Source organism: Bacillus sp. PPSBB_2, from assembly GCF_045291115.1.
Taxonomy (GTDB): domain Bacteria; phylum Bacillota; class Bacilli; order Bacillales; family Bacillaceae_G; genus Bacillus_A; species Bacillus_A cereus.
The window spans coordinates 3,844,227-3,870,320 of the sequence record NZ_CP147983.1 but is presented as its reverse complement, the minus strand read 5'-3'; the positions used below and the strand labels follow the sequence as shown (position 1 = coordinate 3,870,320).

Below are 26,094 nucleotides of genomic sequence, written 5' to 3'. Positions count from 1 at the left end.
CTCCTTTTATTATGGAATTTCATAGGGGGAAGCGGGATGAGTGAAACGCTACTCGTTATTATTAGTATATTACTATTTTTAATGTTGCTTTTAATCGTCTTTTTTATCATTACATTTTTTATAAAAAAACGAACACACCATTCTATTTTAAAATTACATCCGTACTTAGGAAGAATGCGCTACTTACTGGAAAAGATAGGGCCTGAATTTCGACAATATTGGTTTGATCATGATACGGATGGAAAGCCTTTCTCACGTTATGATTTTCAAAGTGTTATGTTTTTAGCGAAATATCGCTCTGAAATACTTGGTTTTGGATCAAAACGAGATTTTGAAGCTTCTGGATATTATATTGCTAATACATTATTTCCGATATTAACTGAGGAATTAAGTGTGAATCTCACGCAAGAGCGGGAAGGTAAAAAGTACGTGATTCATAAAGAAGGGTTATTTTCAAGAAGAGAAAAATTGACAGCGGATACAACGAATCTTTGGCTGTACGAAGAAGATGATGCAATTATAGTCGGTGAGAACCGTAAATATCCGTGGAAGCTACATGGCATGTTTGGTGCATCTGCGACTTCTTACGGTGCGATTGGAGAAAATTATATTTTAGCGAGTGGTTTTGGAGCAAAAATGGCAGGCGGATCGTGGATTAATACGGGTGAAGGTGGCGTTATTCCAGAACATTTACATACAGGAGCGAATATCGTTGCGCAAATTGGTCCAGGGTTATTTGGATACCGTGATGAAGACGGTAATTTTTCAATGGGAAAATTCATGGAGAAAGCGAAAGAAAGTAATATTAGAGCATTCGAATTGAAATTTGGGCAAGGTGCTAAAATACGTGGTGGTCATTTAGAGGGGCAAAAAGTAAATGAGAAAATTGCTTCTGTTCGCAACGTCCGAAAGGGAGAGACGATTAATTCACCGAATCGATTTTCATTTTTAAAGAATGCAGCGGATACACTTTGTTTTATTCAACAGTTGCAAGAAAACAGCGGTAAACCAGTTGGAATGAAAATTGTAATTGGTCAGCAGGAGCCTTTGGAAGATTTAATAAAAACAATGAAAGAACTAAACATTTACCCAGATTTTATTACAATCGACGGTTCAGAAGGCGGGTCAGGAGCAACGTATAAATCGATGGCAGATTATATGGGACTGCCGCTTATTCCAGCATTACTTACATTTATTGATACAGCAAACCATTATGGTGTCCGTAACAAGTTTAAAGTATTTGCATCGGGTAAATTAATCACACCAGATAAAGTGGCGATTGCTTTAGCGATTGGGGCGGATGCTGTAAGTTCAGCCCGTGGGTTTATGATGGCAAGTGGCTGTATTATGGCCCTTCAATGTAATTCTGGTCAATGTCCATCTGGTGTAGCCACGACGAATCCGCATTATCAAAAAGCGTTAGATCCGTATGAGAAGAAGTGGCGAGTCATGAATTATATTATTAGTATGAGATATAGTTTATTTTCATTAGCGGCAGCGGCGGGAGTGAAGAGCCCGCGCCATTTAACTAGAGAGCATATTGTGTTTAAAGACGAGGTGGGGAGAGTAGTTCCTCTTTCGGAATTGTTTCCTATAGTAAATCAAACCTAAAAGTATATTTGATGTGTAAGATTTTTTAGAGGAATAATTATATTTTTGGAAAAATTAGGAGTATAATAGGGGAGTATTTTTGAAAATGACTATTTTTAGGGAGAGATTCACTTGCAGCAAGGTTCGTACAGTATTACAATTTTTTTACTCGTCATAGGGCTCGTTATATTTAGACGCATGCGCTCTATGAATCGACCAATTAATAATAAAGGAAGACGACTACTATTGCCATTATTCTTCTTATTACCAGGTTTTTCTTTATACGCAGCACCGATACAACTTGCTGGTTGGCAAATTGGTATAGCTGCTGGGATCGGACTGTTATTGTCAATTCCACTTATTATTTTAAGTGGGTATGAAGTCAGAGAAGATGGTCAAATTTATGCAAAAAAAAGTATCGCTTTTATTGCTACATTTTTAGTTATCATTCTTTTACGTGCTTATTTTAGAAGACATTTACAAGGTCTAGATCCAAAGTCAATCGGCATTCTTTTCTACACTCTTGCGGTTTGTTATATAGTACCTTGGCGTATTGGATGCTATATGAAATTTCGTAAAGTATATGTAGAGAAAGCGAAAATTGAGACGTCAATAAGCTAAAAGTCATACATTTGTATGGCTTTTTCTTTTAAAATTTATCGGGTAAACGAATGTAAATAAGGTGTGAAAAAACACTATATAATTTTCTGAATATTTTTACTTTGAATTCTTGAAAAATCATTGTAATCCACTGGAATAAAGGCGTTTATAAAGGTTTTCACATGTAATGAACAGTGCTCGTTCACTTGAAAGAACAAAAAATGTTTGTTAAGGTAGGGAACCATAAGCGAAAACAAGAAAATAGAAAAAGTCATTTTTCGAAATTTTGAATGGCTTATGGACTAAGGGAGAGATTTGGTGAAGATTGAAATTATGGTTTCGCTTGCTATTTATATGGCAGGTATGTTGTATATCGGATATTGGTCTTATAAGAAGACATCCGATTTATCAGATTATATGTTAGGCGGGAGGGGACTCGGCCCAGCAGTTACAGCTTTATCAGCTGGTGCTTCTGACATGAGTGGTTGGATGCTAATGGGATTACCTGGTGCGATGTATGCAACAGGATTATCAAGTGTATGGATTGCGATAGGTTTATTAATAGGTGCGTATGCAAACTATTTAATCATTGCCCCGCGTTTACGAACGTATACAGAAGTGGCAAATGATTCAATTACGATTCCAGACTTTTTAGAGAATCGGTTTAAAGATCGTACGAAAATACTTCGTTTTGTCTCCGCTATCGTCATTTTAGTATTTTTCACATTTTATGCGTCGGCTGGTTTAGTTTCAGGTGGACGTTTGTTTGAAAATTCTTTTAACCTTGATTATAAAATTGGTTTATTTGTAACAGTAGGTGTCGTTGTTGCGTATACACTATTTGGTGGCTTTCTAGCCGTAAGTTGGACGGACTTTGTGCAAGGTTGTATTATGTTTATTGCGCTTGTACTAGTGCCAATTGTTGCTTTTACGGATGTCGGTGGTGTAACAGAAACATTTAATACGATTAAACAAGTCGATGCATCGCATTTAGATATGTTTAAAGGGACCACAATACTTGGCATTATTTCATTTTTAGCATGGGGACTTGGGTATTTTGGTCAACCGCATATTATTGTCCGTTTTATGGCAATCACCTCTATTAAAGATTTAAAGACTTCTCGTAGAATCGGTATCGGTTGGATGACAATTTCAATTATAGGTGCAATGCTTACTGGTCTAATTGGTATCGCTTATTATGCTAAAAATAATGCAACATTGCAAGATCCAGAAATGGTCTTTGTAACATTCTCCAATATTTTATTCCATCCGTACATTACAGGATTTTTATTATCAGCTATTTTGGCTTCGATTATGAGTAGTATTTCCTCACAATTACTTGTTATTTCAAGTGCAGTAACGGAAGACTTCTATAAAACATTATTCCGTCGTAATGCAAGTGACAAAGAACTTGTATTTATCGGTAGATTGTCAGTATTAGTAGTAGCTATGATCGCAGTTGTTTTAGCGTATCATCCAAGTGATACAATTTTAACACTTGTAGGTTATGCTTGGGCTGGATTTGGTTCAGCGTTCGGACCAGCCATTTTATTAAGTTTATATTGGAAAAGGACGAATAAATGGGGCGTTCTTGCAGGTATGATTGTTGGTGCAGTAGTTGTTATAGCATGGGTACAAATTCCAAGTTTAAAAGCAATTATGTATGAAATGGTACCTGGATTTTTCTGTAGTTTATTAACTGTTATCGTTGTAAGTTTATTAACGAAAGAACCCGTTAAGGCAGTTCATCGTGAATTTAATGAGATGGAAGCAGTACTGGAAGAAGAAAAGAAATGATTTGCAAAAAGAGTAAACGATGAATAGCGTTTACTCTTTTTACATGTAAAATGAAAGTAAGGACTTATTGACAATAAAAAATAAGTAACTTATAATAAATCTCGAGTTCGAGATAAATAACATGCATAATGAAAAATTATTATGGTTATAAATCGAATGAATATTTTTTGTGAATTATCTTGAGTTCAAGATAATTTGATAGGTTAGACACCAATATGTATTTTTGTAATTAATATCTCGAATTCGAGATAAAATTATTATAACGGATTTTACTTTGCAGCATGGACAAAATGAATAATGAATTTAAATGTAAAAGAATTTTTATAATGAAATAAAAAAGGAGTGGAAGAAATGGAAAAGAAAACAATGGGAATCCATCACATTACAGCGATTGTAGGGCATCCACAAGAAAATGTAGACTTTTATGCTGGTGTATTAGGGTTACGTTTAGTGAAACAAACAGTGAATTTTGATGATCCAGGTACGTACCATCTTTATTTTGGAAATGAAGGAGGAAAACCTGGAACAATTATTACGTTTTTCCCATGGGCAGGTGCTCGTCAAGGTATTATTGGGGACGGTCAAGTAGGAATTACGTCTTACGTTGTACCAAAAGGTGCAATGGAGTTTTGGAAAAATAGATTAGAAAAATTCGATGTTTCGTATACGAAAATGACTCGTTTTGGAGAGCAGTATTTAGAATTTGATGATCCGCATGGTTTGCATATAGAATTAGTTGAAAGAGAAGCAGGCGAATTAAATAATTGGAGTTTTGGAGAAGTTACACCAGAAGTAGCAATTAAAGGGTTTGGAGGTGCTGTTCTTTTATCTGCACAGCCTCAAAAAACAGCTGAATTGTTAGAACATATTATGGGTCTTGAGAAAATCGGAGAAGAGGGTGAATTTGTTCGATTCCGTTCTTCTGCTGATATTGGAAATATTATTGATTTGAAATTATCAACAATCGGTCGTGGCCAAATGGGCGTTGGTACAGTTCATCATATAGCTTGGAGAGCGATTGACGATGCTGATCAGCTAGACTGGAAAGAGCATGTGTCGCGTTTTGGATATCACGTAACTCCTGTACAAGATCGAAATTATTTTAACGCGATTTATTTTAGAGAACATGGTGAAATCTTATTTGAAATTGCAACAGATCCTCCTGGTTTCGCTCATGATGAATCGTTAGAGACGATGGGTGAGGAATTAAAGTTACCGGAACAATATGAACAACATAGAAAACAGATTGAACAAACGCTTTTACCATTTGAAGTGAGAAATTTAGATTAAAGTGATTGAAGGGGGAAAAGGATTATGATGAAACATGTTTTTCAAAAAGGAAAAGGTAACTGCTTAGTCTTTTAATATTGTTGATATTGATGAATTCATAGTTTAGCTTTTGTTAGTTTAGCCCATACTTCTCATAGGAATAGACGAAACGAGAGGTGAGCAGTGGTGACTATGGAACAAATTTGTCAGTCGTATCACATGGGTTTGGAAGCCATACAAAACCTTTTTATGGAGGAACATCTCAAATCAACCGTATACATCCAACAATTAGAAGCGGAAAACAAACAATTAAAGGAAACTGTTGCATCTTTGCAGATGGAAATTCAGAAATTACAAGCAACGTCTCAAAAAAATTCTTCAAATAGCCATAAACCACCTTCTACAGATAGCTGTAAAAAGCCCCTCAAGAAAAGTTTAAGGAAAAAAACAGGACGGAAATCAGGTGGACAAATCGGTCACAAAGGTTATAGGCTGGCACCTGTTGAAAATCCACATCATATTGTGACGCACCCTATTTTCCTATGTTCAAAATGTCAATCTTCTTTAGAACAGGAACAGATTGTCAGTCGAAAAAAACGACAAGTCTTCGACCTACCTTCTACAAAAATAGAGGTGACTCAATATGAATCCGAAGGAAAAGTGTGTTCGAATTGTTTGTCGTTCGAAGAAGGACTGTTTTTACCCCATGTCACCAAATCTGTACAATACAGTTCTCGTATCCAATCTTTAGTTGTTTATCTCATCAATTATCAGATGCTTTCGTATGCCCGTACAGCTGCCTATATTCGTGATCAATTCGGTCATACCATTAGTGAAGGAACACTTGTCCATATGAATCGTGTATTCGGAGAGCGTTTGGACGTATTTGAAGAAAAAGCAAAATCTCATTTGTTACAGTCTCGCATTGTTCATTTTGATGAGACTAGGATTCGTGTAAATCGAGAACGTCAGTGGCTCCATACCATGAGCACAAAAGACATAAACCTTCAAGTTGTACATACAAAACGTGGAAAAGAGGCAATGAATGAAATTGGTGTGTTACCCCGTTTCTCAGGAATTGCTGTTCATGATGGATGGGCCTCTTATTTTGGATATAAACAGTCCCAACATATTTTATGTAATGCTCATCTTTTACGAGATTTACAAGGGATTTTTGAGCAAACCGGTGAAACATGGGCAGAAAATATGAAAAAATTATTATGTGATGCCAAACAACGCAAAGAAGAACAAGAGGGAAAGCTTACATTATGGGATCTTCTAGAAATTGAGCAGGCATACGAAGCCATCCTGCAGGATGGAGTTGCATGTCATCCCCCTCAGGCAGAAAAGAATAAGTCCTAAAAGCGTTCTAAACAATCGCCATCCAAAAATTTATGGGACCGATTTGTCCGAGACAAAGATGCCATTTTAGGTTTTCTCACACATGCGGATATTCCATTTGATAATAATGAAGCGGAGCGAGATATTCGAATGGCAAAAGTAAAACAAAAAGTATCAGGTACGTTTCGTGCCGAAGATGGAGCGTGAATATTTTGTTTAACGAGAAGCTTCATCCAAACCGCACAAAAACAAGGTAAACCTGTATTCCACACAATAGAACAACTAATTCGTGAAGGAACGATGGATATTGCCTTTATCAACTAATTGGAGGAGAAATGTATAACAGACATTTCTTCTCTTTATCTTGCCTTTTTAAGTAGGCTAAACAGTTACAGGAAAAGATACGTCAAAACCAGTGTTATTATTACTTCATGGCACAGGTGGTAATGAATTAGATTTACTATCACTTGCAGAAATAATTGATCCGGAAGCGTCGGTATTAAGCGTTAGGGGAAATGTGTTAGAGAATGGGATGCCGCGTTTCTTCCGCCGATTAGCAGAGGGCATTTTTGATGAAGAGGATTTAATTTTCCGTACGAAGGAATTAAATGAATTTTTAGATGAAGCGGCTAAAGAATATAAATTCGATAGAAATAACATTGTAGCTATCGGTTATTCGAATGGGGCAAATATCGCAGCAAGCTTATTATTCCATTATGAGAATGCATTAAAAGGTGCTGTGCTTCATCACCCAATGGTGCCTAGAAGAGGAATGCAATTAGCAAATTTAGCAGGGAAATCTGTGTTTATTGCTGCTGGGACAAATGACCCAATTTGTTCATCAGCAGAGTCAGAGGAATTGAAGGTACTATTAGAAAATGCAAATGCGAATGTAACAATGCATTGGGAAAATCGAGGGCATCAATTAACGATGGGTGAAGTAGAAAAAGCAAAAGAGTGGTATGACAAAGTATTTTAAAAAAAGAAGCATCTGCTAACGATTAGCAGATGCTTCTTTTTTATTTAAGACTGGATTGCAAGGTGAGATGAAGAAAGTGGTAGCTCAATATCAACAATTGTACCTTTATTTAATTCGCTTGAAATGTGTAATTTACCATGATGTTCTTCAATTATTTTGTAACACATCATTAATCCTAGTCCTGTGCCTTTTTCTTTTAAACTATAAAAAGGTTCGCCTAGACGGGAGATACGATCTTCTGGAATGCCACAACCTTCATCGATAATTCGTATTAAGATGAAATTATTCTCTAATGGTTTTGTTTGGATGAAAATATTTCCGCCATTTGGCATTGCTTCTATCGCATTTTTTAATATGTTTATAAAAACTTGTTTTAATTGGTTACCGTCACATTGAATATCATATACGTAATCAAAATGATCCATGATGATATGAACGCTATGCATAATTGCAGTCGGTAAAATAAATGTAACTACCTCTTCAATTAAAGTTTGTATGTTACAAGTTTGGATAGATAATACTTGTGGCTTAGACATCGCCATAAATTGACTCGTGATGGATTCCATTTGTGAAATCTCACTTAACATAACATCGATATACCATTTCTGCTCTTCACTTATTTCAGGGAGGAGCAACGTTAGAAAACCTTTTAGAGAAGTGAGTGGATTTCGAATTTCATGGGCAATTCCAGCTGTCAGTTGTCCGACTACTGCGAGCTTCTCTGATTTTCGTAGTAACTTTTCAGTTTCTTTTAGCTCAGTAACATCTCTCCCCATCACGATAAGACCTTTGCGAGAACCATCAGGATGATAAAGCGGAACTTTTGATATACTTAAGATTAGATCGAAATCATCTCTATGTATAATAAATTCCTCGCCATGAAGAATTTGTCTTTGTTGCCATGCTAGTTCATCGATTTCTTCACAATGTAAAAAAGCTTCTCGGTATGCTTCATTATATTGAATGAGTTCGCTATCTTTTTTCCCGTGGTAAGGTACATGATGGAAATTGAAGCAAGAAAGTGCGTAATCATTTGCCTCAAGCCAGCGCCCTTCATGATCTTTAAATATAACAAACGCAGGCATGGAGTTTACTAATGTACGTAATCTCTTCTCACTTTCTTTTAGCATATTCTCAATTCTTTCTGATTTTTCAAGCGGCTTCATAATAGCATATACGCCAGTAAGACGATTTTGAACAAAAATAGGAACTAGTTTTGTCACAACATCTAATAAGAATCCATTTTTATGATAAATAGATAAGATATACTCTTGTTGATTATCCGCTTCAGTATTCTTTATATTTTGTAATACTTGCTCAGAAATATGGGCTTCTAAAATAGAGGTAATATTTTTCTGTTCTAATTCTAAAGAAGTGTAACCTAATATTCTTTCGGCAGAAGGATTTATATGTAGAATAACTCCTTCTAAATTTAATGAAATAATACTATCAGGATTGTGTTCGAACAGAGATGCGTACATTTCTGTTAATGAACGATCTTGTATATGGTTTCGCAAACGTCTAGAAATGTTCGGATGACGTTTTTTTTGAGTTGGTGAATATTTTTTACGACTCATAATAGTTCCTCCGTACAAATAGCATCTAAAAAGATTTGTCTATTCATAACTATAATATAGATGTAATGTGTATTTCTATAAAAAATGGAAGTTATAGAATAAATTTTGTTTTTTTTTTATTTTTTGCAAGGTGAATGCAGGATGGTAATAAGGGGAGCTTATATTGTTTTATAAACCTTTTGTAAGTTACAGACGGCTGTTTTCCGTATAACATTAGGGTAGAGGAGGGGGAGAGAAAATGAAAAATTATATTCAAGGGATTGATCACGTGCAAGTAGCTGCACCTGTAGGGTGTGAAGAAGAGGCGCGTGATTTTTATGGGAATACGATTGGTATGGAAGAAATTCCAAAGCCAGAAGAGTTGAAAAAACGAGGTGGATGTTGGTTTAAATGCGGAAATCAAGAAATCCATATTGGTGTCGAGCGGAACTTTACACCAGCAAAAAAGGCTCATCCAGCTTTTTATGTGAATGAAATTAATGAATTTAAGCAAACACTTATAGAGCAAGGTGTTAAAGTGATTGATGATTATGCACGGCCAGATGTAATTCGATTTTACGTGTCAGATCCATTTGGAAACCGAATTGAATTTATGCAAAATAAAGACTAGGTGGATTCCCACCTAGTCTTTAACTTCTTCTAAAAAGTCCTAACACTTCTACAGTTTCTGTAATATTAACGAATGCATTCGGGTCGATTTCAGAAATTGTTAGTTTCATACTTGCTAATTCTTCACGAGAAACGACGGTCATAAGTACACGCTTTTTCTCGCTTGAATAAGCACCTTCGCCATCAAGTAACGTTATTCCACGTACAACAGTTGAAAGAAGTTGTTTTTTCATTTTTTCTGCTTCATTTGTTACAATCATAAGTGTAACTTTACGATGTTTTGTATGAACAGCATCAATTACTTTACCAGTTACATAAATTGAAAGTAAGCTTGTAAGTGCAACATCCCAGGTGAAGAAGAATCCTGCGATTATTACAACGACTGCATTTAAAATAATAAGGAATCCGCCAAGTTTAATGTCTCGCTTGCGGGATAAAAGCATACCGATAATATCAAATCCACCAGTGGATCCATTACAGTTAAAAACAAGACCAATACCAGCTCCGGCGATGACACCTCCGAAGATAGAAGATAACAATGGGTCTGTTGCTACGACTTTTACTGGAACGTAGTATAATGCAACAGATAATACAACTACAGAGACAACTGTGTTAAAAATTACTTTTTTTCCAAGACCTATGTACCCTAAAATAAGGATAGGTAAGTTTAATACAAAGTTAATAATGCCTGTGTTTACAGGGGTTACAATCCCTAAAATAATAGCAATTCCGCCAATTCCACTACTTAAAATTTTGTGGGGGATAAGGAAAAGATTAAAGGCAACCGCAATAATAATAGAACCGATAATAACACCAAGGAATCTGACCATTTCTTTCCCGTCCTTCACTGAAAAATTCATATTATTTCAAGATTATATATGATATTGAAAGTTTTGGGTAAAAACAGTTTATTTTGGTAAATTAGATTAATCGAAAGAATTTGAGTATTTTATCATTTGAAAGGGGATACAGTTGTGAAGATAAAAACATATCAACAGAAAAGCCCGTTGAAGCAAGAATGTGAGGATTCTTATTTTTGTAATAAAGATAAAAAGATTTATGGTGTATGTGACGGTGCAACACCACTTGTCCCGTTTCGTGATGAAAAGGGACATAATGGAGCATACATCGCTTCGCATTTATTTGCAAGTTATTTTACTGCATTACGAGAGAATCATAGTTTACAATTTGCAGTTGCCAAAGCAAATGAAGCATTGCAAAGCAAAATGTTAGAATATGAAGTAGACACGAGAAAAAAAGAGCATTTGTGGTGCACATGTATCGCGGCAGTCCAAATAGTTGGTGAGAAAATTGAATATGCGCAGCTTGGGGACTGTATGATTGTCGCAACTTTTCAAAATGGAACGATGCAAGTATTAACGAAAGACACAGTTGAAGGAATTAGTAAAAGAGCAAAAAAGAAGAGGGAAGAAGATCGTAAAAAAGGGTTATCTGTACCAGAAGAATATGTTTTTCAAGATGTTCGAGAACAGTTAAAATACAATCGTTATCTTGCAAATATGCCAAATGGTTATTCAGTTGCAAATGGAATGAAAGAAGCGATACATTATTTACAACATGGTGAATTACATACAGATGAAGTGAGTGGGATTTTTATTTGTTCAGACGGGTTATTTCACCCAGATTGGTCATTAGAACAAACTGTTGCATATATAAGAAAGAATAGTATAAACGAATATATAGCAATCATTGAAGAGCTAGAAGGCGAAAAAAGAATAAGGCCAGATGATAAAACGATTATTATGATTGATTTTTAAGAGGAGGCAGTTCAAATGGAAATTAAACGTGTCAATCTAACATTTCAAGATGAATTAGTTCCTTTAGAAAAAGTAAACAAACTGATTATTCACCATACAGCTGAAGATGGATGGGACGTGTATAAAACGCATGAATTTCATCAAACTGTAAGGGGGTGGAGCGGAATTGGTTACAACTATTTTATCGAAAAGGATGGAACTGTAGTGGAAGGACGAGGTTTACATATTGGAGCGCACGCGAAAGACCATAACCACCATACAATTGGAATATGTATGACGGGAAATTTCGATAAATACGATCCAACTCCTGCACAAGTGAATGCATTATATTCTTTATGCAAACTGTTTATGAAGCAATTTGCTATAAAGAAAGAAAATATACTCGGTCATAGAGAGTTAGAAGGAGTTACAAAAAGCTGTCCTGGTAATCGTTTTTCTATGGTAGAGTTAAGGAAGATACTATCTTAAATATAGAGGAGTAACAACGATGATGAATATAAAAATACCAAATGATAAAAAAGAAGAACTTGTAGCACAAATTCAGCAATTTTTTATGGAAGAAGATTTAGATGAAATTGGACGTTTCCAAGCAGAGCGTTTAATAGAAGAAATGATTAAATTAGTTGGACCGTTTGCATATAATCAAGCAATTGGAGATGCAAGAAAGCTTGTAAGTGAGAAATTAACGAATATCGAAGAAGATTTATACGTACTAGAGAAGAATGAAGGAAAATAAAAAAAGAGCCGATGGGCTCTTTTTTTATTTTTCTTTCTTGTGTTCTTTATATTCATGTACTTTTTCTTTTACATTACCAACTGTATCTTTAGCAGTGCCTTTCACCTTATCCCATTTTCCTTCAGCTTGTAATTTCTTATTGTCAGTTACTTTCCCAACAACTTCTTTTACTTCACCTTTTACCTTATCAATGGCACCTTCTACTTTTTCTTTTAAACCATGATCATGTTTAGTCATACATTTCTCCTCCTTGTAGTTTGATTAGAATTCTCTTTTCATATTGCAAGTTGAATGATGTATCTAGTAATAGCGTAACAAATCTAGTTTGAATATTCAAATGATTAATAGGATAGAAAAGGATTTGTCATAAAATGTTTAAAAATGTAACGGAAGGAGAAATAAAGTAAATTATATGTCTTTTGCGGTCCATATTGATTTTGTATAAGCAATTTTCATGTGGGCACGTTCCATGTTATTTTGACTGCCGCTACCGAACCTTGCTTGTCCAACTATTAAAGTACAATTGGATTCAATAGCTGTCTTAATTCGTTTTTGAATTAATGCAGTATGACAGCCTTTACGCTGAAATTCTGGTAAAGTAGCAGAAGCAGCTAATGATGCGACACCTTTATTTATATACAGGACACCAATACCAGCAGGGATATTTTGAACTTCAGCTATGAAAAAATGCCATCCTGGTTCATTGTAAAGAATTTCATTATTTTGGCGCACGCTATCTTTTGTAAAGGATGGCATATTAAATCCACGTATATATATGTCTGCAAAAATATCAAACTCATTTTCTTTTAGTTTTCGTATTGTAATATTAGAAGGAGGAAGTGATGAACCCTCTCTCGGTATACTATACAAAGCAGTATGGAAGCTAGATTGATAAAACCCTTTTTGAGATAAGTATTGAAATAATTCAGTTGTACCTTGTGCTGGGGTAATTTCAAAACGACAAGGGATTTGTAGTGATTCATAATAAGAAATGATTGCATCAATCGCATCTGCATTTGTAATACCTTTTACCGTATTAAAAGCAGGACCGGCAATTATTTTTGATGAAAAGGCAGTGGCACTACCGAAATTTTTCATTTGCACTTGCATTGGGTTTCCGCTTATTGTTTGTAGTCTCTCTAATCTAGAAGAGAGCATATCAATTTCTGCATTTTCAATTTCTGTTGCTATATCGAGTGTCATAACAGTAGTCATAAAATTCCTCCGTTAATAAATATATTTCATAGTACATATACGATTTTTGTTTTGAGATTCCTGTTGAAATGTGAGAGAATAAGAGGTTTTTTGGAAGGGAAATGGAAGTGAGCTGTCGAAGGGAGTGGAAACAGATTAAAGGTGGTGCTCTCATGAAACAAAAAACCGTGCAGACATGCTCTAATTGTGGTTCTCAAAACATAGGAGAAGGTGAGTTTGTCGGATATGCACAAATACGGAAAAAGGAAACGATGTTCACATCTTCACCGGTGGATGCTTATATTTGTACAGATTGCGGGAATATCCTTCTATTAAAAGTACGACATTATGAAAAGTTTAAGCAGAAGCCGTTATGATCATTGAGAAATGGTCATATCCAACGTTGTATACGAAACGACTTATGTTAAGGAAAATGAATATGAGTGATAGTTTACATATATATGAGTATGCTACAGATAAAGAGATGATAACTTTTACTGTATGGGATGCTCATCAATCGTTATGTGACACATATAACTATGTAGAAGAAATTGTGGGGCAATATAATGAAGGGCAAGTAGCACCTCTTGGAATTGTATTAAAAGAGGAGAAAAAACTTATAGGCACGTGTGGATTTATAAAATATGATTTGGTCACACATACAGCAGAAATTGCATACGCCTTATCTCGAAAATATTGGGGAAGAGGATTAGCCACGGAGGCTGCATTAGCTTTTTTCTACTATGGTTTTCATGAGTTGCATCTTAATAGTATTGAAGCGGGATGTGATTCAGAAAATGAAGCATCTGAAAAATTAATGAAACGTTTGAATATGGAGTACAAATATACAATTCAGAAGGATATGTTTATTAAAGGTAAGAATCGCGATACAAAAAGATATTGTATATCTAGAGAAGGATATATGAATCAATGAAATATCTTACATTGAAAACTCCTTTAAATGAATCAAGGAGTTTTTTTATTTTGATAACAACAAATCGGAGTTTATCTTTTTGTTCGTGTGTTAGGAGTATGGGAGATATATCGAATTTTAGTAGAAAATAAGGAATACAGTAATCGTTTTATTTTTAAACTGAAAAAGAAAGTAAGAAAAAAGATAGATAGTTTATCGTTCTGAATTATTTCCAAAGAAATAATTCAGAAAATACAGAAAAATGTCGTAATCATTTGCGGAAGTCTGTTATAATAAACGAAAAAATGAAAACGCTTTAAAGGGGGATATAACCAATATGATGATGAATGTACCGCTAACAATTAGTTCTATGATGGAAAGAGCAGAGAAACTGTTTTCGAAGAAAGAAATTGTTTCACGGACGCATGATACAGTTACAACGTTAACGTATAAGCAGTTAGGGGAAAGGACGAGAAGACTCTCCAGTGCGTTGAAAAAGCTTGGAATTAAAGAAGGTGAACGTGTAGGAACATTAGCGTGGAACCATCATCGGCATGTGGAAGCGTATTTTGCTATTCCAGGTATTGCTTCTGTTTTGCACACAATTAACATTCGTTTATCTCCTCAACATATTTCATATATTATTCAGCACGCAGAAGACCGAATTCTACTTATAGATGAAGATCTCGTACCGCTTGTTGAAAATATTCAATCACAATTATCAACTGTACAAGCTTACATTATTATGACTGATAAAGATGAACTCCCAAACACTACGCTGAAGCCTGTATATCATTATGAAAAGCTATTAGAAGAAGGCGATCCAAATTTCCAATTTGTAAAAGATATTGATGAAAATACACCAGCTGGTATGTGTTATACGTCAGCGACTACAGGAAATCCGAAAGGTGTTGTATATACGCATCGTAGTACTGTATTACACTGTATGGCACTCGGTTTAGCGGATACAGCTGCTTTATCGGAAAGTGATGCTGCAATGGCGATTGTACCGATGTTCCATGTGAACGCTTGGGGACTTCCTTTCGCTGCTACTTGGTTTGGGTCAAAACAAGTTCTTCCAGGACCGATGTTTACTCCGAAAATTTTATTAGAGATGATTCAATCAGAAAAAGTGACGTTAGCTGCGGGTGTGCCGACAATTTGGCTCGGCGTATTACAAGAGTTAGAAAATAATAGTTACGATTTATCTAGTATGACGAGAATACTATGCGGAGGTGCAGCTGCGCCGAAAAGTGTTATTAAAGCATTTGAACAGAAACATAATGTTCCGTTCATACATGCATATGGTATGACTGAAACGAGTCCACTCGTAACACTTGCGCGTTTAAAAAGTTATGAAACGGAAGTATCGTATGAAGAGCAACTAGAAATTCGCTCTAAACAAGGATATCTTGTACCTGGTGTCGAGATGAAAGTAGTCGGTACAAATGGTGACGTGAAGTGGGATGGTACTGAGATGGGAGAATTATGTTTACGAGCACCTTGGATCGCTGAAAGCTATTATAACGATGATCGTACTGTCGAAGGTTTTCGCGATGGATGGTTATATACTGGTGATGTTGTCACAGTGGATGAGGAAGGTTGCGTGAAAATTGTTGACCGTACGAAGGATGTTATTAAAAGCGGGGGAGAATGGATTTCTTCGGTCGATCTTGAAAATGCTTTAATGGCACATGATGCTATATTTGAAGCGGCTGTCGTTGCAGTTCCTCACCCTCAGTGGCAAGAGCGACCAATTGCCTGCGTTGTTCAAAAGAAAAATAGTACGGTTACAAAAGAAGAAATATATGAGTTTTTAAAACCACAGTTTGCGAAGTGGTGGTTGCCAGACGATATTGTCTTTATGGAAGAAATACCGAAAACATCTGTTGGGAAGTTTTTAAAACAGGCGCTTCGGAAAGAACTGGAGCATTTGCATAGAGAGAAATAAGTGAACTTCTATTTGTAAACTCTAATGCATTAACGGTTGACAAAAGGGGGGTGGAAAGATAATATAATTTTTGTGATATGTTACCTAAAAACAATTTTAAGTTTACAAATAGGAGAAGCAAATATGAATACAAAAAATTTAGTTTTCGTCGCTTTATTTAGTTCTATTATGGGAGTGTTAGGGTTAATACCTCCGATTGCTCTTTCTATTACACCAGTTCCAATTACATTGCAATCACTCGGTGTTATGCTTGCGGGTGGGTTGTTAGGATCACGTCTAGGTGCGTTAAGTCAGCTTATTTTCTTACTTATTGTAGGAGTTGGAGCACCATTGCTTGCTGGTGGACGTGGTGGCCTTGGTGTATTTGTTGGACCAAGTGCAGGATATTTACTTGGTTACATCATTGGGGCGTTTGTTATTGGTTATTTAATTGAGCGTTTACGTGAAGTTTCTATTATAAAAGTATTATGTATTAATATAATTGGTGGTATTTTCGTAGTTTATGTATTTGGTATTACTGTACAAGCGTTCTTAATGGATGTTTCTGTATGGGAGATAATGAAAGTGAGTGCTGTGTTTTTACCAGGGGATTGTATAAAAGCAATTATTGCGGCAGTTCTCGTAACAAAATTACATCGTTCATTGAAACATATTATTACGCCCGCTTTAAAGAATGGAAAATATACAAATGCGGGATGATAAAGGGAAGAAACACGTTAATTGCGTGTTTCTTTTTATTATTATTGTAAAGAAAGGACGTCTCATATGGGGATTACAAAAGAATATAAAAAGCATGCCTCTTTACAACCAAATAAAATAGCGATAAAGGAAAATGATAGAGTTTTAACATATAAAGAGTGGTTTGAATCAGTTTGTAAAGTAGCAAGCTGGTTAAATGAAAAAAAATCGAAGAATAAAACGATAGCAATCCTATTAGAAAATCGTATAGAGTTTTTACAACTATTTTCTGGTGCCGCTATGGCCGGGTGGGTTTGTGTTCCGTTAGATATAAAGTGGAAACAAGATGAGCTCAGAGAAAGAATTGAAATTAGTAATCCGGATATGATTGTGACAGAACGATATAAGGTGAATGATCTATTGGATGAAGAAGGAAGAGTAATTGAAATTGATGAGTGGAAAAGAATGATAGAGAAATATCTTCCTACATATTCCACTGTAGAAAGTGTACAACATGCTCCTTTTTATATGGGATTTACATCAGGATCAACAGGAACAGCAAAAGCATTTTTACGTGCACAGCAATCGTGGGTTCATAGTTTTGATTGTAATGTACATGACTTTCATATGAAAAGGGAGGATTCAATTTTAATAGCTGGGACGCTCGTTCATTCTCTTTTCTTATACGGGGCAATAAGTGCATTATATGTAGGACAAACAGTGCACATTATGAGAAAGTTCATTCCGAATCAAGTATTAGATAAGTTAGAAACTGAAAATATATCGGTTATGTATACAGTTCCGACAATGCTTGAATCTTTATATAAAGAAAATAGATTAATAGAAAATAAAATGAAAATTATTTCATCAGGAGCGAAATGGGAAGCTGAAGCGAAAGAAAAAATAAAGAATATATTTCCTTATGCGAAAAGATATGAATTTTATGGTGCATCAGAGTTAAGTTTTGTAACAGCACTAGTCGATGCAGAAAGCGAAAGAAGGCCAAATTCAGTAGGAAAACCTTGTCATAATGTGCAAGTTCGAATATGTAATGAAGTAGGCGAAGAAGTACAAAAAGGTGAAATAGGAACTGTTTATGTGAAAAGTGATCAGTTTTTTATGGGATACATAATAGATGGGGTTTTAACACGGGAGTTGAATGCAGAAGGCTGGATGACAGTGCGAGATATAGGCTATGAAGATGAAGAAGGCTTCATATATATTGTTGGTAGAGAGAAGAATATGATTTTATTTGGAGGAATCAATATTTATCCAGAAGAAATAGAAAGTGTATTACATGAACACCCAGCTGTTGATGAAATAGTTGTAATTGGTGTGAAAGATAGTTACTGGGGTGAAAAGCCGGTCGCGATCGTAAAAGGAAGTGCTACAAAACAACAATTAAAGAGTTTTTGCTTACAACGATTATCCTCGTTTAAAATACCGAAAGAATGGCATTTTGTAGATGGAATACCTTATACAAATAGTGGGAAAATCGCTCGTATGGAAGCAAAAAGTATGATTGAAAACCGGGAGAAAATATATGAATAGAGCAGTTATTGTAGAGGCGAAAAGAATACCTATTGGTAAGAAGAATGGGATGTTAAAAGAGTATGAAGTTCAGCAATTAACAACGCCGCTTCTTACGTTTTTAAGTAAAGGGATTGAGAGGGAAATAGATGATGTCATATTAGGTAATGTTGTTGGGCCAGGAGGGAATGTTGCGAGACTATCTGCTTTAGAGGCGGGACTTGGCTATCATATTCCTGGTGTAACGATTGATCGGCAATGTGGTGCTGGTTTAGAAGCAATTCGAACTGCGTGTCATCTCATTCAAGGCGGGGCAGGTAAGTGTTATATCGCCGGGGGAGTAGAGAGTACAAGTACGTCACCTTTTCAAAAAAGAGCACGATTTTCACCTGAAACAATTGGTGATCCTGACATGGGAGTAGCGGCTGAATATGTTGCGGAGCGTTATAATATAACGAGAGAAATGCAAGACGAGTATGCTTGTCTTAGTTATAAGCGGACACTGCAAGCGTTAGAAAAAGGATATATACATGATGAAATATTTTCTTTTAATGGATTATTAGATGAATCTATAAAGCCAGAAATGAATTATGAACGAATCATTAAAAGAACAAAGCCCGCATTTTTACAAAATGGAACAGTGACGGCAGGTAATTCATGTGGTGTAAATGATGGGGCATGTGCTGTTCTTGTAATGGAAGAGGGACAAGCCCGAAAGTTAGGGTATAAACCTGTCCTTCGTTTCGTTCGTAGTGCTGTAGTGGGAGTGGATCCTAATCTTCCAGGGACTGGTCCGATATTTGCGGTGAACAAATTATTAAACGAAATGAATGTAAAAGTAGAGGACATCGATTATTTTGAAATAAATGAAGCATTCGCCTCAAAAGTTGTTGCTTGCGCAAAAGAGTTACAAATTCCGTACGAAAAAGTAAATGTAAATGGTGGAGCAATTGCGCTCGGTCATCCGTACGGCGCATCTGGTGCTATGCTTGTAACACGTTTGTTTTATCAGGCACAAAGAGAGTCTATGAAATATGGAATTGCTACATTAGGAATTGGAGGCGGGATAGGGATTGCGCTATTATTTGAGAAAGTAGAAGACTAGCGAGGTAACTAGTTTTCTACTTTTTGAGGAACATAAACATTACTACCAGGTTTCGCTTTCATTTCGTTCCAAGCAGCAATCGCATCAGCTTTTGCTTTCCCTTTATTATTTGGATCTTCGAAAAAGTCACGAGTAAAGCGATTGTATTCAAATTGTGCACCGATAGTTGTTTTGTATGCAGGGTCTTTTTTTCGTTTGTTTTCTTCATGCCAAAAAGCTACGGCGTCTTCATATGTTTTTCCAACATTGTCTTTAAAAAACTTTTGAAGAGCTACTGTAAAGCGGAAGTTTGCTCCGATTTTTTCTTTGAAAAAAGCACGAACCTCTTCGCTACAGCGGTGATTGTTAGTAATAATCGTTTGAAGAGAAAGGTCTTTATAGGATAGGGAAGCTTTACTCACCTTTTGAACAGAGCTGTTTTTTAATATTTTACCAGTAGTTAAATAATGTGAGATACGCTCGGTTATTTCGATCTTAGAGCCACTAGCTGGCAACCCATTCTCACGACAAAATGTTTGGAGTTCTGCTTTTAACCAATAATAGTTTTGGAAATCTTCAATTGATATAGACTTTGTTAAAGGTGGACGCATGAATGTAACAACTACTTTCTTCCATAATTTTCTTTAATTATAAAACGTATGTTCTTTTTATGGAAGGGTTAATTTGTAAATATAATGGGAAGAGGAGATTACATATGGAAAATGTAATGCAAGTTCGTGTTACGGGAATTTTAATTGAAGGTGAAAAATTATTGTTAGTAAAGCAAAAAGTTGCTAATAGGAATTGGTCTTTACCTGGAGGAAGAGTGGAGAATGGCGAAACGTTAGAGGAAGCAATGATTCGAGAAATGAGAGAAGAGACAGGGTTAGAAGTTAACATTCAGAAGCTACTCTATGTTTGTGATAAACCAGATGCTCGCCCGTCTTTATTACATATAACGTTTTTGCTTAAAAGGATTGAAGGTGAAATTATGCTACCTTCTAACGAGTTTGATCATAATCCAATTCATGATGTGCAAATGGTGCCGATTAAAGATTTAAGTCATTATGGTTTTTCGGAAACTTTTATCAATCTTATAAGTGAAGGTTTTGTAAATGCAGGGAGTTATCAAGGTTTGAAACAAAATATAGGTCTGTAAATATAGGGGAAGGATAGCCTTTCGCTATCCTTCATAACATGTTTTAAACTGCTGACTGTAAAGAAGAAACAAGCTGATTTAAAAATTCATCTCCACTCATAATTGCTTTCCCGCCACCGCGGGCACTCTTTTTATTTCCGCCACCTTTTCCTTCGATTGTAGGAAGAGCATCTTTTAAAAGAGCATTCATATCGAGCGATACTGATTTTCCGCAAGCGAGAATACATTGTAGTTTGTCATCATTTTCGATGACGAAATACGTAATTGCATGCTCTTGTTGTTCTGTAATAATAGCGGAAAGCTTTGCGATTTCTTGCATAGAACGATTTGTAAATACTTTAGAAATAAGTATGCCGGCATGTATTTCCGTAGGGTGTTGAAGTAGTTCATTTGCCTCTGCAAATAATAATTTTTCATTCATTGTTTGTATTGCTTTTTCGTTTTCTTTTTGAGAAGTAAGCAGTTGCGCCACTTTTGCTGGAATATCAGTTTCGCTACTGTTTAATTGTTTAGAAACATTTTTCATAATTTGTTGCTGTTGTCCCATTAATTTAAGTGTACGCCAACCAGCGATAAACGTTAAGCGTATACCACCTTTATTGCGCTCCCATCCTAGTACTTGAATAGGACCAACTTCACCAGTTCGTTTCGGATGCGTTCCACCACAGCCGTTGTAGTCAAAGTTTTCGATCATAACAACGCGTATATTTTCTGTCATAGTCGGTTCTTTACGAAGGGGCAACCTTTTCGCTTCTTCTAAGTTCATCCACTGGATGCGGATTGGATGGTTTTCAAAAACAATTTTGTTTGCAATTTGTATTGCTTTTTCAACCGTTTCTGCATGAAGATTTTCTGTTTCTAAATCAATTGTTACTGTTTCTTTACCAAGATGGAATCCAATTGTAGGCATGTTAAAATGGTCCCAAAAAGCAGCAGATAAAATGTGCTGAGCTGCATGTTGTTGCATATGATCAAAACGGCGATCCCAATTGATTTTACCTTCTACGTCTTCTGTATGTAATTGTTCTGCAATGTAGTGACGAATTTCGCCGTTTATCTCTTCTACATTGATTACATTGATATCATTTAATGTACCAGTATCATATGGTTGTCCGCCACCTGTCGGATAAAATGCTGTTTCATTCAAAACAACGTATAAGTTACCGTCTTTATCATAATCTTGCTTTATAATTTTAGTAGTAAAGTCTTGCTTATAAGCGTCAGTGTAATATAATTTGTGCTCCAATTTTCTTTCTCCTCCCGCATTAACTAGTTTCATTGTAAAGCAATTGAAATTAGTTTCCTAATATTTCAGAAGAAAGAAACTATTTTTAGAATTTTCTTGCTATAATAAGAAAAAGAAAATGCGGGGGTGGAATGAATATGTTATATGAAAACGGCGTAGATAAACTGCTTAGTTTAAGCAGAAATATTTCTGAATTATATCGAGAATTAAATGAAATGACCCGGATTTTAACGGATTGTAATCGAGAAAGTGTGAAGTTTGATCGGTTATATGTAAAAGAGTTACTTTGGAAGAAAGAAGATGTAATAGAGAAATATGACCAGCTACTTGTACAACTTTGTATTAACGAATGCTTTGATCTAAAAAGTGTCATTACAGGGGAATATAAGTATACATATGAAGAAGTAGAAAACATAGTTTTACAATTTAATGAAAAGTATAATGTCGCAATCTTAATTAAAGATGTGTGTAAAGAATTACAGTTCACATATGGAATTGATATGGACATAACGAGAACAACTCGGGTATCAACAGCTCAAGTATAGAAAAAGGAAAAGAAAGCAGATCCTTTGCTTTCTTTTTTTTGTGAAAATAGAGAGAGTAGGTTTAACGATGAAGGGGAAGCTACAGCATATTCATCCGCTTGGAATGAGTATTATTTTAGGGACATTGTTTGCTAGGTTTGCAACTTCAATGAGTATCCCTTTTTTAGCGATTTATTTAACGACTGTTAAAGGTGTATCAGCTGGAATGACTGGTGCTATTATCGGAACGAGTGCACTTGTTGGTGTTTTTGCTAGTTTTATCGGAGGGAATTTATCAGATCGATTTGGCCGGAAAACAATTATGCTCTGGTCCATGATCGTTTGGATTTTTGTGTTTATAGGTTTTTCACTTGCGGATCATGTTTTAAGTTTCTTTTTATTAAACGCTTTAAATGGATTATGTAGGTCGTTTTTTGAGCCAACATCAAGAGCATTATTATCAGATTTAACAAAGCCTGAGTATCGGTTACTCGTCTATAACTTACGATACGGTGCAATAAATGTTGGAGTTGCTATTGGACCAATTGTTGGATTACAGATTGGAAGTGCAAAATCAACAATTCCTTTTTTAGTAGCAGCTGGGGTATATATTCTATATACAGCTATATTAGCGTTCCAATTTAAGAAGTATCCAATGGAAAAAAAGAAAGTGAGTACAGAAAAACCTGTTACAATGTTAAATGCAATGCGTATATTGCGAAAAGATATAGTATTTTTAGTTGCTTTAGTCGGTATTATTTTGAGTAATTGCGGTTTTTCACATTTAACGACGACAGTATCTCAATATTTTGCAAATGCACATATATTTGAGGATGGGGTGAAGCTATTCTCATATATGCTCGCTTTAAATGCAATTGTTGTAGTGATTATCCAATACCCTGTTATTCAAATGTGCAAAAAGTATACACCGTTAACATCAATTATGGTTGGGACTTTATTTGTGAGCGGGGGATTATTTGGCTTTGGAATAGTAGAATCTATGCTAGGTGCTGCCGTTTGTACAATTATTTTTACAATTGGAGAAGTCTTAATGTTTTCGATGACGGATGTATTTATTGATGATATTGCTGTTGCGCATCTAAAAGGAACATACTTCGGTGCGATGGGTTTTTCGGGAATTGGAGCAGTAATAGGTCCGTGGTTTGGAGGAGTACTTCTCGATTACTACGGGTACCAAAATGGGTTTGCAGTATTTTCAGCATTAGCTATATTTTCAACTGTGGCATTTCCTGTGTTTTTAGTTACAAAAGGTTTATCGAAAAAAAGATATGATAGAAATTCTAATATAGAAATGCATGCGAAATAACATAAGCCCCAGTAACCAACTGGGGCTTAGTGTGTATTATATTAACTCTTAATTTGAAAAAAGAACTTTCTTTTCATGCTTATCAGCAACTTCATTTTTGGAAATATGAATGGCTAAATATCCATTTTCTAAGCAGGCTAGCATCTTCTTATAAATAATATTATCGGGTAAAGGAATGATCCGCTGTAAAGAAATATTATTATGAAGTATGCAAATGGTTAGGCCTGTCTTCATCTTTTTAATGACTACATTTTGTTCAGTTACATTTGGTACATCTGTTTCCAAAATGTATTCTTGTTCCGTTTCGCAAAGGTCAATATGAATTTGATTTGGGAAACTAAAGTTACTACAAGAGTCAGAACAAAATTGATCCATCCATTCTTCGAAACCATCAACATGAAAAAGACAATCCTTCTTTTTCTTGCCCATGTAAGACACCCTCCGTAAAATCTCAATTCATACTATGTTATGCATGAATGAATTAGGGGTGAAGAATAAATGGAAAAATATAAACATTGTATGTGGAAAAGATAGCTAGTGTGCACTTTTTGTTTTACATATCATGATGCGCATGATGTTTTTGGCGTGAATGGTTACGGTTTTTTACTTTATGAGATCCGCTTAATGGTTCAGGTTGTCCTTTTTTTTCTTTCGCTTCACGATTGTTTTTTCCCATTGTATGTGACACCTCCTCTTCCTCTTTAGAATGAGAGAAGTTTGCAAATTTATACGAGAATGTTTTTAGAAAAAAAGGTAAAGATAATTGGGACTAACTATTACAGAAAGGGGATTATATAATGCCATATCATAAAGATAAACAACAAGCGTTTCAAGCAGCGCAGCAAGGCGTTACACAAGCAGAAAATGCATTTAACAACATTGTGAAAAATGATCCAAACTACGGTCATGATTTAAAAGAATTACGCCAAGAGGTTCAGGAAGCATATGAACAAATTCAAAATGCACTAGAGGTAGCTTCAGAAACACAACGTCCACAACTTGAGCAATATGAAAATAATCTCCAAAATATAATGCGAAATGTAGATCGATTAGAAAAGTAAATGAGGTTGTTGTTTATTCGACAACCTTGCTGCTTTAGTAAACGTTATGCTAAAACAGAAAATTTTTCTATTAGTTTTTTCTTTGCTATGTGCAGTACATATATTTCAAGTGGAAAAAGTGGAAGCGAAAATGTTGCTCAGAAAAGAGTTAGAACCAACTGGTTATGTAACATGGGAAGTACCTAATAATGAAAAAATTATTGCAATTACATTTGATGATGGACCAGATCCAACGTATACACCACAAGTTTTAGATTTATTACGTCAATATAAGGCTGAAGCGACATTTTTTATGATTGGATTTCGAGTTCAGCGCAATCCATATTTAGTGAAACAAGTGTTAAAAGAGGGACATGAAATTGGAAATCATACGATGAATCATTTGTATGCGAGTAATTCATCAGATGAAAAATTAGAAAATGATATTTTAGATGGAAAGAAATTTTTTGAAAAATGGGTGAAAGAACCTTTGTTATTCCGTCCTCCTGGCGGATATATTAACGACGCTGTATTTAAAACAGCAAAAGAAGCTGGTTATCAAACTGTTCTATGGTCGTGGCATCAAGATCCACGTGATTGGGCAAATCCAGGGGTTGAATCCATTGTAAATCATGTAGTGAAAAATGCTAAAAGTGGCGATATTGTATTGTTACATGATGGAGGAAATGATCGTAGTCAAACGGTAGCAGCACTAGCAAAAATTTTACCTGAGCTGAAAAAGCAGGGCTATCGATTTGTAACGGTTTCGGAATTACTACGTTATAAACATTAGAAAAAATCCCAAAAGGAAAATAGACCTTTTGGGATTTTTCTTTACTGGTTCTTTTTACGTTTCTTATTATTTTGTCGCTCTGCTGGAGTTAAAGGCTCGTTTGCAAATTCTTCATTGTAACCAGTTCCTTGTCCTTGTGCAGATGCAGCATTCATTCCTGAAATAGTATGATTTGCTTTTCTTTTACCCATTTTATTTCACCTCTATAACATTTTTTGTATGTTGAATGATGAGCAGTTCATAGTATGTACGAACTGTAAGTAAACCGCGGATAGAGCACTTTACTTTATGATAATAGTATTCATAAGGAGCATGAAAGCTATTCAAATTTAGAAACATAAAGAAAACTTATGATAATCTATAAGTTTCTTATTATTTA

Annotated in this window: 28 protein-coding genes and 3 pseudogenes; 22 read left to right on the top strand and 9 right to left on the bottom strand. The window is 35.4% G+C overall.

The window, feature by feature from the left end:
• Window positions 1–36 precede the first annotated feature (36 nt).
• The 6 genes and pseudogenes from V6946_RS19265 to V6946_RS19240 all read left to right on the top strand — a co-directional run.
• Window positions 37–1,611, top strand: coding sequence for an FMN-binding glutamate synthase family protein (locus V6946_RS19265; protein ID WP_006927376.1), 1,575 nt, complete (start codon window positions 37–39; stop codon window positions 1,609–1,611).
• A gap of 111 nt (window positions 1,612–1,722) precedes the next feature.
• Window positions 1,723–2,211 (top strand): cytochrome c biogenesis protein CcdC, encoded by a 489-nt coding sequence (locus V6946_RS19260; RefSeq protein ID WP_366981427.1) that lies wholly within the window; start codon window positions 1,723–1,725, stop codon window positions 2,209–2,211.
• A 297-nt stretch (window positions 2,212–2,508) separates the two neighbouring features.
• Window positions 2,509–3,987 carry a sodium/proline symporter PutP gene (gene putP / locus V6946_RS19255; RefSeq protein WP_366981429.1) on the top strand — a complete coding sequence of 493 codons (1,479 nt, stop codon included), beginning with the start codon at window positions 2,509–2,511 and terminating at the stop codon, window positions 3,985–3,987.
• 351 nt (window positions 3,988–4,338) lie between these two features.
• The gene (locus V6946_RS19250; protein WP_366981430.1) at window positions 4,339–5,277 is read left to right on the top strand and encodes a ring-cleaving dioxygenase; all 939 of its coding nucleotides are present in this window, start codon (window positions 4,339–4,341) and stop codon (window positions 5,275–5,277) included.
• A 171-nt stretch (window positions 5,278–5,448) separates the two neighbouring features.
• Window positions 5,449–6,804 (top strand): annotated as a pseudogene (gene tnpC / locus V6946_RS19245) (IS66 family transposase).
• Between the two features lie 187 nt (window positions 6,805–6,991).
• A pseudogene (locus V6946_RS19240) lies at window positions 6,992–7,576 on the top strand (alpha/beta hydrolase); the annotation flags it as partial.
• Between the two features lie 44 nt (window positions 7,577–7,620).
• Here the strand turns inward: V6946_RS19240 and V6946_RS19235 are convergent.
• Window positions 7,621–9,153 carry a BA3702 family sensor histidine kinase gene (locus V6946_RS19235; RefSeq protein WP_000087654.1) on the bottom strand — a complete coding sequence of 511 codons (1,533 nt, stop codon included), beginning with the start codon at window positions 9,151–9,153 and terminating at the stop codon, window positions 7,621–7,623.
• A 238-nt stretch (window positions 9,154–9,391) separates the two neighbouring features.
• On the opposite strand from V6946_RS19235, the gene V6946_RS19230 reads away from it, so the two are divergent.
• Window positions 9,392–9,763, top strand: a complete 372-nt coding sequence (locus V6946_RS19230; protein ID WP_000800772.1) for a VOC family protein — start codon at window positions 9,392–9,394, stop codon at window positions 9,761–9,763.
• Window positions 9,764–9,782: 19 nt separating this feature from the next.
• Here the strand turns inward: V6946_RS19230 and V6946_RS19225 are convergent, their stop codons facing one another.
• A complete protein-coding gene (locus V6946_RS19225; protein WP_000251344.1) occupies window positions 9,783–10,592 on the bottom strand; it encodes a YitT family protein in 810 nt (269 codons plus the stop codon).
• 126 nt (window positions 10,593–10,718) lie between these two features.
• Between V6946_RS19225 and V6946_RS19220 the strand changes: the two genes are divergently transcribed.
• The 3 genes from V6946_RS19220 to V6946_RS19210 are packed head-to-tail and all read left to right on the top strand — an operon-like array spanning window position 10,719 to window position 12,276.
• Window positions 10,719–11,540, top strand: a complete 822-nt coding sequence (locus V6946_RS19220; protein WP_033692858.1) for a protein phosphatase 2C domain-containing protein — start codon at window positions 10,719–10,721, stop codon at window positions 11,538–11,540.
• A 15-nt stretch (window positions 11,541–11,555) separates the two neighbouring features.
• Window positions 11,556–12,008, top strand: coding sequence for a peptidoglycan recognition family protein (locus V6946_RS19215; protein WP_006927358.1), 453 nt, complete (start codon window positions 11,556–11,558; stop codon window positions 12,006–12,008).
• Window positions 12,009–12,027: 19 nt separating this feature from the next.
• Entirely contained in the window at window positions 12,028–12,276 is a 249-nt protein-coding gene (locus tag V6946_RS19210) for a DUF2164 domain-containing protein (RefSeq protein ID WP_000981064.1), read from the top strand.
• 24 nt (window positions 12,277–12,300) lie between these two features.
• Here V6946_RS19210 and V6946_RS19205 read toward each other — a convergent pair whose 3' ends face one another.
• Both V6946_RS19205 and V6946_RS19200 read right to left on the bottom strand, forming a co-directional pair.
• Window positions 12,301–12,513 carry a CsbD family protein gene (locus V6946_RS19205; protein WP_000160410.1) on the bottom strand — a complete coding sequence of 71 codons (213 nt, stop codon included), beginning with the start codon at window positions 12,511–12,513 and terminating at the stop codon, window positions 12,301–12,303.
• A 171-nt stretch (window positions 12,514–12,684) separates the two neighbouring features.
• Entirely contained in the window at window positions 12,685–13,491 is an 807-nt protein-coding gene (locus tag V6946_RS19200; protein ID WP_006927357.1) for a GNAT family N-acetyltransferase, read from the bottom strand.
• Between the two features lie 152 nt (window positions 13,492–13,643).
• On the opposite strand from V6946_RS19200, the gene V6946_RS19195 reads away from it, so the two are divergent.
• The 7 genes and pseudogenes from V6946_RS19195 to V6946_RS19165 all read left to right on the top strand — a co-directional run bounded on the left by V6946_RS19195 (window position 13,644) and on the right by V6946_RS19165 (window position 19,647).
• A complete protein-coding gene (locus V6946_RS19195) occupies window positions 13,644–13,847 on the top strand; it encodes a hypothetical protein (RefSeq protein ID WP_000810948.1) in 204 nt (67 codons plus the stop codon).
• Window positions 13,844–14,404 carry a GNAT family N-acetyltransferase gene (locus tag V6946_RS19190; protein WP_000582837.1) on the top strand — a complete coding sequence of 187 codons (561 nt, stop codon included), beginning with the start codon at window positions 13,844–13,846 and terminating at the stop codon, window positions 14,402–14,404. The genes V6946_RS19195 and V6946_RS19190 overlap by 4 nt, the downstream gene beginning before the upstream one ends.
• Before the next feature lie 63 nt (window positions 14,405–14,467).
• Window positions 14,468–14,608, top strand: a pseudogene (locus V6946_RS19185) (transcriptional regulator); the annotation flags it as partial.
• A 112-nt stretch (window positions 14,609–14,720) separates the two neighbouring features.
• Complete coding sequence (locus tag V6946_RS19180) at window positions 14,721–16,334, top strand: long-chain fatty acid--CoA ligase (RefSeq protein ID WP_000980205.1); 1,614 nt, start codon at window positions 14,721–14,723, stop codon at window positions 16,332–16,334.
• Window positions 16,335–16,457: 123 nt separating this feature from the next.
• On the top strand, window positions 16,458–17,033 hold the full coding sequence (locus V6946_RS19175; RefSeq protein WP_001093333.1) for a biotin transporter BioY: 576 nt from the start codon (window positions 16,458–16,460) through the stop codon (window positions 17,031–17,033).
• A gap of 66 nt (window positions 17,034–17,099) precedes the next feature.
• Window positions 17,100–18,563 carry an acyl-CoA synthetase gene (locus tag V6946_RS19170; protein ID WP_006927353.1) on the top strand — a complete coding sequence of 488 codons (1,464 nt, stop codon included), beginning with the start codon at window positions 17,100–17,102 and terminating at the stop codon, window positions 18,561–18,563.
• Window positions 18,556–19,647, top strand: coding sequence for an acetyl-CoA C-acyltransferase (locus V6946_RS19165; protein ID WP_366981431.1), 1,092 nt, complete (start codon window positions 18,556–18,558; stop codon window positions 19,645–19,647). The genes V6946_RS19170 and V6946_RS19165 overlap by 8 nt, the downstream gene beginning before the upstream one ends.
• An 8-nt stretch (window positions 19,648–19,655) precedes the next feature.
• On the opposite strand, the gene V6946_RS19160 is transcribed toward V6946_RS19165, so the two are convergent.
• Window positions 19,656–20,237 (bottom strand): DUF6434 domain-containing protein, encoded by a 582-nt coding sequence (locus V6946_RS19160; RefSeq protein ID WP_001247730.1) that lies wholly within the window; start codon window positions 20,235–20,237, stop codon window positions 19,656–19,658.
• Between the two features lie 104 nt (window positions 20,238–20,341).
• Here V6946_RS19160 and V6946_RS19155 point away from each other — a divergent pair, with 104 nt between their 5' ends.
• Complete coding sequence (locus V6946_RS19155; protein WP_006927347.1) at window positions 20,342–20,785, top strand: NUDIX hydrolase; 444 nt, start codon at window positions 20,342–20,344, stop codon at window positions 20,783–20,785.
• A 43-nt stretch (window positions 20,786–20,828) separates the two neighbouring features.
• On the opposite strand, the gene V6946_RS19150 is transcribed toward V6946_RS19155, so the two are convergent.
• Window positions 20,829–22,031 carry a DHHA1 domain-containing protein gene (locus V6946_RS19150; protein WP_006927344.1) on the bottom strand — a complete coding sequence of 401 codons (1,203 nt, stop codon included), beginning with the start codon at window positions 22,029–22,031 and terminating at the stop codon, window positions 20,829–20,831.
• A 137-nt stretch (window positions 22,032–22,168) separates the two neighbouring features.
• On the opposite strand from V6946_RS19150, the gene V6946_RS19145 reads away from it, so the two are divergent.
• Together V6946_RS19145 and V6946_RS19140 are read left to right on the top strand one after the other, a co-directional pair.
• A complete protein-coding gene (locus V6946_RS19145) occupies window positions 22,169–22,576 on the top strand; it encodes a hypothetical protein (RefSeq protein WP_000965149.1) in 408 nt (135 codons plus the stop codon).
• Window positions 22,577–22,643: 67 nt separating this feature from the next.
• Window positions 22,644–23,882, top strand: a complete 1,239-nt coding sequence (locus V6946_RS19140; protein ID WP_366981432.1) for an MFS transporter — start codon at window positions 22,644–22,646, stop codon at window positions 23,880–23,882.
• A gap of 48 nt (window positions 23,883–23,930) precedes the next feature.
• On the opposite strand, the gene V6946_RS19135 is transcribed toward V6946_RS19140, so the two are convergent.
• Together V6946_RS19135 and V6946_RS19130 are read right to left on the bottom strand one after the other, a co-directional pair.
• On the bottom strand, window positions 23,931–24,311 hold the full coding sequence (locus V6946_RS19135) for an Hsp20 family protein (RefSeq protein ID WP_000516748.1): 381 nt from the start codon (window positions 24,309–24,311) through the stop codon (window positions 23,931–23,933).
• Between the two features lie 124 nt (window positions 24,312–24,435).
• Entirely contained in the window at window positions 24,436–24,558 is a 123-nt protein-coding gene (locus V6946_RS19130; RefSeq protein WP_000517649.1) for a small acid-soluble spore protein P, read from the bottom strand.
• 121 nt (window positions 24,559–24,679) lie between these two features.
• Between V6946_RS19130 and V6946_RS19125 the strand changes: the two genes are divergently transcribed.
• Complete coding sequence (locus V6946_RS19125) at window positions 24,680–24,943, top strand: hypothetical protein (RefSeq protein WP_001146296.1); 264 nt, start codon at window positions 24,680–24,682, stop codon at window positions 24,941–24,943.
• 46 nt (window positions 24,944–24,989) lie between these two features.
• A complete protein-coding gene (gene pdaB / locus V6946_RS19120) occupies window positions 24,990–25,715 on the top strand; it encodes a polysaccharide deacetylase family sporulation protein PdaB (protein WP_061665781.1) in 726 nt (241 codons plus the stop codon).
• Between the two features lie 41 nt (window positions 25,716–25,756).
• On the opposite strand, the gene sspO is transcribed toward pdaB, so the two are convergent.
• On the bottom strand, window positions 25,757–25,906 hold the full coding sequence (gene sspO / locus V6946_RS19115; protein WP_000518057.1) for an acid-soluble spore protein SspO: 150 nt from the start codon (window positions 25,904–25,906) through the stop codon (window positions 25,757–25,759).
• Between the last annotated feature and the right edge of the window lie 188 nt (window positions 25,907–26,094).